Genomic DNA, 10,037 nt, shown 5'->3' with positions numbered 1-10,037 from the left:
GTCTTGATATAACTAATTATTAATACCTGCTCACTAAAATCCGGAAAGTTTTGTTTTCATCGACACTTCTCTTTAAAATACAGCATCCCTAACTCACCTCGATACAATAAGATGATTCAATTTGACCAAGTTTCTTTACGCCGCGGTGGACGTGTTCTATTTCAAAAAGCGTCTATGCAATTACACCCAGGTTGGAAGATTGGTCTAACTGGTGTAAATGGTGCAGGTAAATCGACCTTATTTGCTGCATTACTTGGCAGTTTAAGTGCAGATGAAGGTTCACTTACTCGTCCGACAGGCTGGACCGTGGCGCATATGGCGCAAGAAGTAAAAGCCCTAGATATGCCTGCAATTGATTTTGTTCTTTCAGGTGATGAAGAGTTTTGGGATATTCAAAATAAGCTTGCTCAACCCGATCAACTGACTGATTTTGAACTGGCTAAATTGCATGGCCGCTTTGATGAAATTCATGGTTATTCAGCTCCATCTAAAGCTGCGCAGCTCATGGCGGGTCTTGGTTTTCTAGAAAATCAGTTACGTTTGAATGTTGAAAGTTTCTCAGGTGGATGGCGTATGCGCTTAAATTTGGCGCGTACCCTTATGAGTCGTTCAGATCTACTCTTACTCGACGAACCAACCAACCACTTAGATTTAGATGCAATTTTGTGGTTAGAAGATTGGCTTAAAGCCTATGAAGGTACTCTCATTCTCATTTCGCATGACCGCGACTTTTTAGATGCGATTACAGATCATATTCTGCATATTGAAAATCAGGAGCTCACGCTTTACACCGGAAATTACTCTACATTTGAAACCACGCGTAGTGAACGTCTTGCTCAGCAGCAACAAGCTTTTGAGAAGCAGCAAGAAACACGTGCTCACCTACAAAAATTTATTGACCGTTTTAAAGCAAAAGCGACCAAAGCTCGTCAGGCACAAAGTCGTATTAAACAACTTGAGCGCATGCAAGAGCTCGCTCCAGCTCATATTGATACACCGTTTACTTTTAGTTTCCGTGAACCGACCAAAATGAGCTCTCCTTTGCTGACTTTAGACAATGCCAGCATTGGTTATGGTGATAAGCAAATAGCTGCAAAAATCAGATTACAAATTACACCAAACTCACGTATTGGTTTGCTTGGGATGAACGGCGCAGGTAAATCAACACTAATTAAAAGTTTGGTTGGTGATTTACCACTCTTGGCAGGTGAACGTAAAGCTTCCGAGCTGCTTAACATTGGTTACTTTGCACAGCACCAAATGGATGCTTTAGATGGCAATGCTAGTCCAATGCTACAGCTTGCCCGTATAGCAGATAAACAAATTAGTGAAGCCACCCTACGTTCGTTCTTAGGTAGTTTTGGCTTTAGTGGTGAGCGCATGGATACGCCATGTGAAAGCTTTTCTGGTGGAGAACGCGCTCGTTTAGCTTTAGCACTCATTGTATGGCAGCGTCCAAATGTTTTAATTCTCGATGAACCGACAAACCATTTAGATCTTGATATGCGTCATGCACTGAGCATGGCATTACAAGATTTTGAAGGTGCCGTTGTTCTGGTTTCCCATGAACGCCAACTCATTGCAAGCGTTTGTGACGAGCTTCTTTTAGTACACGCCGGTAAATGTACTGAGTTCGAAGGTGATTTACAGGATTATGCTAAATGGCTACGTGAAGCACGCCAACAACAAATCAATGCTCAGACTGCTGTAGCACAGAATAACTCCTCCTCAGCTACTGTTGCCCCAGCTAAAGTTGATAAAGAAGCACAGCGTAAAGAAGCGGCTCGCCGTCGTGAACAGACTCGACCTATTCGTAAAAACATTGAAAAAGTTGAGTCTCAAATTGAAAAGCTACAACCGCAGCTTGCTAAAATTGAAGAATCCTTGGCTGATTCTTCTTTATATGACGCGGCACGTAAGGATGATTTGCTTAAGCTTATGAATGAACAGACAGAGCTGAAAGCTAAACTTGAACAATATGAAGAACAGCTTTTAGAATTCATGATGGAATTGGAAGAAATGGAAGCTTCTTTTGATTAATCCATTTTCTAAAATAAAAAAGCCGATTTCTTAATCGGCTTTTTTATTCATTAATAAGGCGTATAAAAAGCCCCTAATTCATTTAAATTGGTATTTATTGGTAAAGGCCAAACATTGCTTGATAGACTGTCAGCGATATATAAATCGTAACCACCTCGACTGCCTGTTTGTCCTGCAAGGGAAACCACCATGTAACGCTGATCTAGAGGAGCTGGATCGGAAGTATCATAATTAATGCTGTTAAATGGTAACCGTGTGGTTTGTTTATTCGCCATATCATAGATATAGATCTGGTCATGAGGATTTGTTGAATTATACCAGCGTACATATAAGAACCGACTTCCTTGCCACCATACTGGATAATATGAGGCAATATTGGTCAGTTGTGTATCATAGGCCCCCGACTGATCAATACTGAAAATTCGAGAATTATTTCCAGCACCTTTCGCATATAAGATTTGAGTAGTATTCACCATTGGATAAGGCATCGATTCTTCTATATCCCAACCATTTTGCGTGACAGAAGTCATTGTCCGATCAGTCATTTTGACGATTTTTAAATCGCCATTTTGTTTAAAAATAATACGCTGGTTATCAATGAATTTAGGATCTTCATCACGCTTACTATTACCCTGAGTTAAGTTAATAGGTAACTCAGTGCTTCCGACTTTCCAAACATATACATCCCATGCATCGCCATAATGCTGCCCAGAGTTCACTCCCATGAAAGTTAACCATTTCCCATCTGGCGAGAAATGGCCATTCATCATATGGTCAATTTTCCAATTTGCGCCGAGTAATGTGGTCTGCTGTGTTGTGAAGTTATAAAGATAAAGCTTACTGTCCCATTCGTCATAATCACTATAACGATGAAATACTAATTTTCCATAAAAGGAGGGGGCTGTCGCAGCATGCAGTTGAAATAAAAAATTAAAAAATATGATTCCAATGCATAAGAATTTGTGAGTTTTTTTCAAAATTATATTCTCTTGATATAAATGCAAACTACCACTTAAATGGTAGTTTAAAAGTTCAGTTCTTATAAAAGAAAAGGCTTTGTCTAAAATTAAACAAAGCCTTTTCCTTAATCATCATAAACAATTATCTAAATTTTTTATGATTTTCATTTCGTATTGTGACTAAATTGATTGCTTCAGCTTTGGCTTGATCTAATTGTCCTTGCTCAACTAAAACAGTTACTTTATCAATCTCGGCAACAAGCTGATCTAAACCAGCTTGGTACTCTTTTACCTGTACATTTTCTGAAGGTAAACCTTCGAGTTTATGCGGTAAATATTGCTTAGAAGAAACAGCTGCTTCACGCATTACAACAAGCTGTTGTTTCGCGTTATCAGTATCTTTCGCCTCAGCAAATGCTTTAGTACTCTTAGCTAAAGTTTTCATATTCGTTTCCAAGTCTGCCGCCGAAACAGCAGAACTTCCTAAAACCGCACATGAAATTAAAAGGCTAGCTAATAACTTCTGACTCATCATTCTCTCCCTAGACTGATTTAGAATCATGGTATGAATTAAGCATCAATATCCGCATTTAAAGCATTCTCTTCAATGAATGCACGACGTGGTTCAACGTCATCACCCATTAAGCAAGAGAACATACGATCTGCTTCAATCGCATCGTCAATTGTTACCTGCAACATATTACGATTTTCGGGATCCATTGTCGTTTCCCAAAGCTGTTCAGCATTCATCTCTCCAAGACCTTTATAGCGTTGGATCATCATACCGCGACGAGAATCTTGCAAAATGTGTTGCCAAACTTGATGGAAGTTAGCCACTTGAATACGGCGGTCGCCTTTTTGTAAATAAGCACCGTCTTCAAGTAAAGTGAACCAACTCTTCGAGTTTTTCAATAAACGTGCATATTCAGCTGAATTCAATAAAGCTGCATCAAGCAAATACGCGTGCGGCAGGTTATGTACATACACCGTAATACGTGGCCAATAATGTGCAGATTTTTCACCCTGAGCATTTTCACGTTCAAATGCCTCTAGTGATATTTCTGGACGTAAGCTTGGCTGTAATCTGGTAATGATATCGCGTACCTGATCAGCCCATTGTTGTACATAAGCTTCATCGTGGTTCTGATCGCTCTTGAATGCCTCTACTTCAAGTAAAGCATCCAGTAAGCTCGCTGGATAACGTAAAGTTAAACGCTGTAAGCTCTTTTGTGAAACTTGATAGTCCTGAATCACTTTTGCAAGTGCTTCACCAGTAATTGCAGGTGCCTCCGCATTAGTATGCAAAGATAGTTCATCAATCGCATTTGAGATGAGATACGTTTCTAATGCATCATTATCTTTGATGTATTGTTCTTGCTTACCTTTTTTCAATTTATACAAAGGTGGCTGAGCAATATAAATATGACCACGCTCAACCAATTCCGGCATTTGACGAAAGAAGAACGTTAACAACAAGGTACGGATGTGTGAACCATCGACGTCGGCATCGGTCATGATAATGATTTTATGATAACGAAGCTTATCAGGATTATATTCTTCACGACCAATACCACAGCCAAGTGCAGTGATTAAAGTACCTACTTCCTGACTAGAAATCATTTTGTCAAAGCGTGCACGTTCAACGTTCAGGATTTTCCCTTTCAACGGTAAAATAGCCTGCATCTTACGGTTACGGCCTTGCTTAGCACTACCACCCGCAGAGTCACCCTCGACTAGATATAATTCAGAAAGTGCTGGGTCTTTTTCCTGACAATCTGCCAATTTACCTGGTAAACCAGCAATATCAAGTGCACTCTTACGACGCGTCATTTCACGAGCTTTACGCGCAGCATCACGTGCACGTGCAGCATCAATAATTTTACCGGCAATCGATTTTGCAGCTTGTGGATTTTCAAGTAAGTAAGCAGAGAACTCTTTGTTCATTGCTTGCTCAACCGCTGGTTTGACTTCACTCGATACCAGTTTTTCTTTAGTTTGAGATGAGAATTTAGGGTCAGGTACTTTGACCGAAATAATCGCCGTTAAACCTTCACGAGCATCATCACCTGTTACATTGACTTTTTCTTTCTTGAGAATATTTTCGTTTTCAAGATATTGATTAAGACCACGTGTTAAAGCCGCACGGAAACCAGCTAAATGGGTACCGCCATCTTTTTGAGGAATATTGTTGGTAAAGCAACGCACATTTTCTTGATAACTTTCATTCCACTGCAATGCAACTTCAACACCAATACCATTCTCGGTATCTGCAGTGAAATGGAAAATCTCGTTTAGATGAGTTTTACCTTCGTTAATGTATTTTACAAATTCAGATAAACCACCTTCGTAGTCATATAGATGCTCAAGGTTAATACGTTCATCGCGTAAAATAATACGCACGCCCGCATTTAAAAATGAAAGCTCACGTAAACGACGCGCTAAAATTTCAACGTTAAAAATAGTTTGACTAAATGTTAATTCACTTGGCCAAAAGCGTACGGTTGTACCACTCTTATCCGTTTCACCAATCACACGTAATGGATATTGCGGATCACCGTGATGATATTCTTGTTCATGCACTTGGCCAGCTCGATTAATAATTAAATGCAATTTACTTGAAAGCGCATTTACAACCGAAACGCCTACGCCGTGCAAACCACCTGAAACTTTATAGCTGTTGTCGTCAAACTTACCGCCTGCGTGCAAAATCGTAAGAATTACTTCCGCTGCAGAAACCCCTTCTTCAGGGTGAATATCGGTTGGAATACCACGGCCATTGTCGGAAACACTTACCGATTCATCTTCGTGAATCGTGACAATAATTTCATCACAATGTCCCGCTAAAGCTTCATCGATTGCGTTATCGACAACCTCGAATACCATATGGTGTAAACCGGTACCGTCGTCTGTATCCCCAATATACATCCCCGGACGTTTACGAACTGCATCTAATCCACGTAATACTTTAATACTAGAGGAATCATAAGCCTTTTCATTGGTTTGTTCTGTTTGAGAGGCTGATTGAGACTCTGAACTCATGGTTTCTCCCTAGCAAATATAGGTTTATTCAAAGATGGGTAACATCAAAAAATTATGGTGAAGCAAGACTAACTTGACCGGATTCAACATTGAATAATTGATATGAAATAGACAGATCATGTAAGTGTTTTTTTACCGATGCATGATCTAAAGTTGTCATAAAAACCTGGCTACCAAGTTGGCTTAATCGTTCAATTAAACGTTGTTGTGCGGTTAAGTCTAATTCTGCTGTCAGATCATCTAATAATACCACAGTTTCCTTATTACTCGCATGCAACATTGCAATTTGTGACAGTTTTAAGGCAATAATCAAGAGTTTTTTCTGACCTCTTGATAAAACAACGTCAGCATGCCCAAATGGGGTTTTTAAGCGCAAATCAGCACGATGTGGACCATATTCGGTATAGCGTCTTTCGATGTCTTTTTGGTGTTGATTCAGCAAGTCTTGCATGAGTCCCTGCTCTGTATGAAAACCCGGATTATATTCCAGTTCAATCTCCAGATCAGGTAGCAAATGACTTAAATCATTTTGAAAAAAGACATTCCATTGTTCCACAATACTTAAACGCTGAGAGTGTAAAATTTCACCATAATCACTCAACATTTTGTTCCACGGCTCTAAATCCACTAAAGAAATATTACGCCTGGTTTTAAGTAAAGTATTACGCTGTTTTAATGCGCGAGAATAATATTGCCAAGCAAAATAAAACTCAGGTTCCACGTGGAACATCAGCCAATCTAAAAGCTGACGGCGTGGTTTTGCCCCATGATCAATAATATCTGTACTTTGTGGATCAATATGCTGTAAAGGAAGCAGTTTAGCGAGTTGTCCTTGTGTAGCCACCGTATCACCATTGACCTTCATCAACTGCTCACCAGAGGCCAACTTTTGCATGCCAATTTTTTCAGTTGCAGATTGGGCGAAGACAATCGCATCTTCGGCAGAATATTGAATATAATTTTTGGGTATATGAGTACGGAATGACCGCCCTGTTGCAAGCAAATGGATTGCTTCTAGAATTGAAGTTTTTCCTGAACCGTTAGCGCCATAAAATACATTAAACGGTTGCAACCCTTGGAGTGCAACCGTTTTTAAATTACGCACACGTTCAATATTTAAACGCGTAAGATGCATATGAGATAGCCGAATTATACACGCATCGGCATTACGACATAAGTTTGGTCAGGATGTGCCGGATCTTGAACCAATACAGACTGGTTTGCCTCAGTCATGCTCATATTTACATCATCACCATCAAGCACACCTAAAACATCTAGCAAATATTGCGCATTGAAAGACATTTCAAGCGGTATGTTTTGATACTGGATTGCTAAATCTTCAATCGCTTCGTCTTGTTCAGGGTTATTTGCACGTAGCTGTAAAGAATCTTGATTAAAATTCAGGAAAACACCACGTAATTTCTCATTACTCAAAATTGCGACACGTTGTAATGATTGCTTAAATACATCATGGCTGATTAACACATGTTTATCGCCACCACGCGGAATTACACGACGATAATCAGGGAATTTTCCATCAATCAATTTCGTCGTAAAACGAACAGTGATATCGCCCTGCTCTTTGTCACGGCTAGGCGTATTAATCGTGACATTTAATAATTCACGGCCAATGAGCAATGTTAATTGTTCATCTTCAATACTGAGTAAACGCTGTAATTCACCTACTGCTTTACGAGGCACAATTGCTTGAACCAATTGAGCTGATGTAGAAGAAGCAGTAATTTCACAAAGTGCTAAACGGTGACCATCTGTTGTTACTGCACGCAATTGATTTTCATCAATTTCTAATAAAGTACCAGTTAAGTAGAAACGCACATCCTGTACAGCCATCGCAAAAGCAGTTTTTTCAAATAAACGCTTCAACTCACGTTGGGTGACTTGTACTTGTGTACCTTGGCTATTTTCAGTGGTTAATAATGGATAATCTTCTGCCGGTAAAGTACCTAATACAAAACGGCTATTACCAGATTTTAAAATACATCTTTGATCTTCAGTAATTTGCAAATCAATCAATGCAGCTGTAGGCAATGATTTACAAATTTCCATCAACTTACGAGCAGGAACTGTTGTTTCACCTGCTTCAATGCATGCCCCTTCTGTTAAAACAGTACTGGCAACCAGCTCGACTTCTAAATCAGAACCAGTAATGGTGAGTGCCTGAGCATTAGTCTGAATTTTGACGTTTGAAAGAATATTCAATGTGTGACGACGTTCTACCGCACCGACAACATGCGATAAAACATTGAGTAAGCTTTCTTTAGCGATTTTCAAACGCACGATTCATTCCTCTAGCAACTTGGAGCAAATATTTCATTTTTTAGCTGTGTACTATGCTGCACTTACGTAGACTTTGCAACAACGTCTTATTATTTCATTAACTCTGAAGTAGACGCAGTAGATTTTTATAATCTTCGTCAAAAATCGGATCTTCCTCTCGAAGACTTACAACTTTTTCGCAAGCATGCATCACCGTACTATGGTCACGCCCACCAAAAGCCATGCCAATTTCAGGAAAACTATCACCCGTCAACTCACGAGCAAGACCCATTGCTAACTGACGCGGTCGAGCATAGATTCGTGTCCGTTTTGGTCCTACCAATTCTTTTAAAGGAATTCGGAAATACTCACTGACCACACGTTGGATATTTTCTACACTAATTGTACGCGCTCGAATTGCCAATACATCTTTTAAAGACTCACGGACAACATCAAGATCAATTGGCGCACCCTTAAATCGAGAAATTGCGACGACTTTATTGAGTGCCCCTTCAAGTTCACGGACATTGGCAACTACTTGTTGTGCAATAAATAATGCACAGTTTCGAGGTAAATCAACGCCGCTATTTTCAGCTTTCTTCAATAGAATTTCGATACGAGTTTCAATATCTGGTGGTTCAACACCTACAGAAAGTCCCCAAGAAAAGCGAGATACCAAACGAGGATCCAACTCGGTCAATTCTTTCGGGTATCGATCTGAAGTTAAAATAATTTGTTTCGATTCATCAAGTAAAGCATTGAATGTATAGAAGAACTCAACCAGACTTGCTTCTTTCCCTGCTAAGAGATGAATATCATCGACCAACAGCAAATCTAAAGAACGGCAATTTTTCTTGAATTCTTCAACTTTGCCTTTTTGCAAAGAACTTACAAAATCCTGAACAAAACTCTCAGAGGTCATATACATCACCCGCGCATTTGGCTTGGCTTGTAATAAAGCATTGCCAACCGCCTGCATCAAGTGAGTCTTACCTAACCCTGTCGGACCATATAAGAATAAAGGGTTGTGCTGTGAAGCACCTAATTGTGTTAACACTTTTCTACATGTTTCAGCAGCCATCTGGTTCGAACGGCCTTCAACAAATAAAGAAAAAGTAAATTGAGGATTTAATAGCTTCTTTTTCGGTGATTTTGGGTTTATTACACTATTAGTAGGTGTACCAGAAATAGAATCTGGTTCTTTTTTTACTTTAAGACTTTGTTGAGGTGCAGTTTGCAAAGCAGCCGTTGTGGTTGCTGGCTGTTCACTAGATGACAAAATACTACCGGGACGAGAATCAACTAAAATCTCAACCTGACGTACACGCCCTTCTGATAACTGTTCAGCCAATATGGAAATTAATTCTAAATGGTTCTCTTGAATGTAACGCGTCCAATAAGGGTTAGGCGCATAAAGACGAAGTATACCTTCTACTTCTTCAGCAACTAATGGGCGAATCCACATCGCAAAGACGTTATCAGAGAGCTCTTGTCGCAAGCGAGTTAAGCAGTCTGTCCAAAGCATGTGTATCCCCTATTTCTGCGTTTTTAAATTCAAATAATCTAAAGATTAACCCTTCCTAGTGAGAAGGGGTCGCCATTCTAACCAAGTTATCCACATCTGTCATGACGATTTCGTTTGATTTTGTCTAAAAAGAAATCTCTTGTGAATAAATTTAAATTTAAAACGGCTTGTGTATAACTTTTTGCACATCCTGTGGA

General features: G+C 39.6%; 7 protein-coding genes. 1 reads left to right on the top strand and 6 read right to left on the bottom strand.

Annotated elements, in window-relative coordinates:
* The first annotated feature begins 111 nt into the window (after nucleotides 1-111).
* Nucleotides 112-2,040, top strand: a complete 1,929-nt coding sequence (locus tag HUN22_RS12625) for an ATP-binding cassette domain-containing protein (RefSeq protein WP_174729878.1) — start codon at nucleotides 112-114, stop codon at nucleotides 2,038-2,040.
* A gap of 50 nt (nucleotides 2,041-2,090) precedes the next feature.
* On the opposite strand, the gene HUN22_RS12620 is transcribed toward HUN22_RS12625, so the two are convergent.
* The 6 genes from HUN22_RS12620 to dnaA all read right to left on the bottom strand — a co-directional run bounded on the left by HUN22_RS12620 (nucleotide 2,091) and on the right by dnaA (nucleotide 9,840).
* Complete coding sequence (locus HUN22_RS12620; RefSeq protein ID WP_174729875.1) at nucleotides 2,091-3,017, bottom strand: hypothetical protein; 927 nt, start codon at nucleotides 3,015-3,017, stop codon at nucleotides 2,091-2,093.
* 124 nt (nucleotides 3,018-3,141) lie between these two features.
* On the bottom strand, nucleotides 3,142-3,534 hold the full coding sequence (gene cybC / locus HUN22_RS12615; protein WP_174729872.1) for a cytochrome b562: 393 nt from the start codon (nucleotides 3,532-3,534) through the stop codon (nucleotides 3,142-3,144).
* A 35-nt stretch (nucleotides 3,535-3,569) separates the two neighbouring features.
* Nucleotides 3,570-6,038 (bottom strand): DNA topoisomerase (ATP-hydrolyzing) subunit B, encoded by a 2,469-nt coding sequence (gyrB, locus tag HUN22_RS12610; protein WP_174729869.1) that lies wholly within the window; start codon nucleotides 6,036-6,038, stop codon nucleotides 3,570-3,572.
* A gap of 52 nt (nucleotides 6,039-6,090) precedes the next feature.
* On the bottom strand, nucleotides 6,091-7,173 hold the full coding sequence (recF, locus tag HUN22_RS12605; RefSeq protein WP_174729866.1) for a DNA replication/repair protein RecF: 1,083 nt from the start codon (nucleotides 7,171-7,173) through the stop codon (nucleotides 6,091-6,093).
* Nucleotides 7,174-7,187: 14 nt separating this feature from the next.
* Nucleotides 7,188-8,336 (bottom strand): DNA polymerase III subunit beta, encoded by a 1,149-nt coding sequence (gene dnaN / locus HUN22_RS18185; RefSeq protein ID WP_125739815.1) that lies wholly within the window; start codon nucleotides 8,334-8,336, stop codon nucleotides 7,188-7,190.
* 97 nt (nucleotides 8,337-8,433) lie between these two features.
* On the bottom strand, nucleotides 8,434-9,840 hold the full coding sequence (dnaA, locus tag HUN22_RS12595) for a chromosomal replication initiator protein DnaA (protein WP_174729863.1): 1,407 nt from the start codon (nucleotides 9,838-9,840) through the stop codon (nucleotides 8,434-8,436).
* Between the last annotated feature and the right edge of the window lie 197 nt (nucleotides 9,841-10,037).

Source organism: Acinetobacter lactucae (assembly GCF_013344765.1).
GTDB classification, from domain to species: Bacteria; Pseudomonadota; Gammaproteobacteria; order Pseudomonadales; family Moraxellaceae; genus Acinetobacter; species Acinetobacter lactucae_A.
The sequence above is the reverse complement of the archived record's forward strand: the minus strand, read 5'-3'. Positions and strand labels throughout refer to the sequence as shown.

Bases quoted from the DNA above. Each gene is read 5' to 3' on its own strand.
- dnaA (WP_174729863.1), bottom strand. From the start codon at position 9,840: ATGCTTTGGACAGACTGCTTAACTCGCTTGCGACAAGAGCTCTCTGAT.
- cybC (WP_174729872.1), bottom strand. From the start codon at position 3,534: ATGATGAGTCAGAAGTTATTAGCTAGCCTTTTAATTTCATGTGCGGTT.
- HUN22_RS12625 (WP_174729878.1), top strand. From the start codon at position 112: ATGATTCAATTTGACCAAGTTTCTTTACGCCGCGGTGGACGTGTTCTA.
- gyrB (WP_174729869.1), bottom strand. From the start codon at position 6,038: ATGAGTTCAGAGTCTCAATCAGCCTCTCAAACAGAACAAACCAATGAA.
- recF (WP_174729866.1), bottom strand. From the start codon at position 7,173: ATGCATCTTACGCGTTTAAATATTGAACGTGTGCGTAATTTAAAAACG.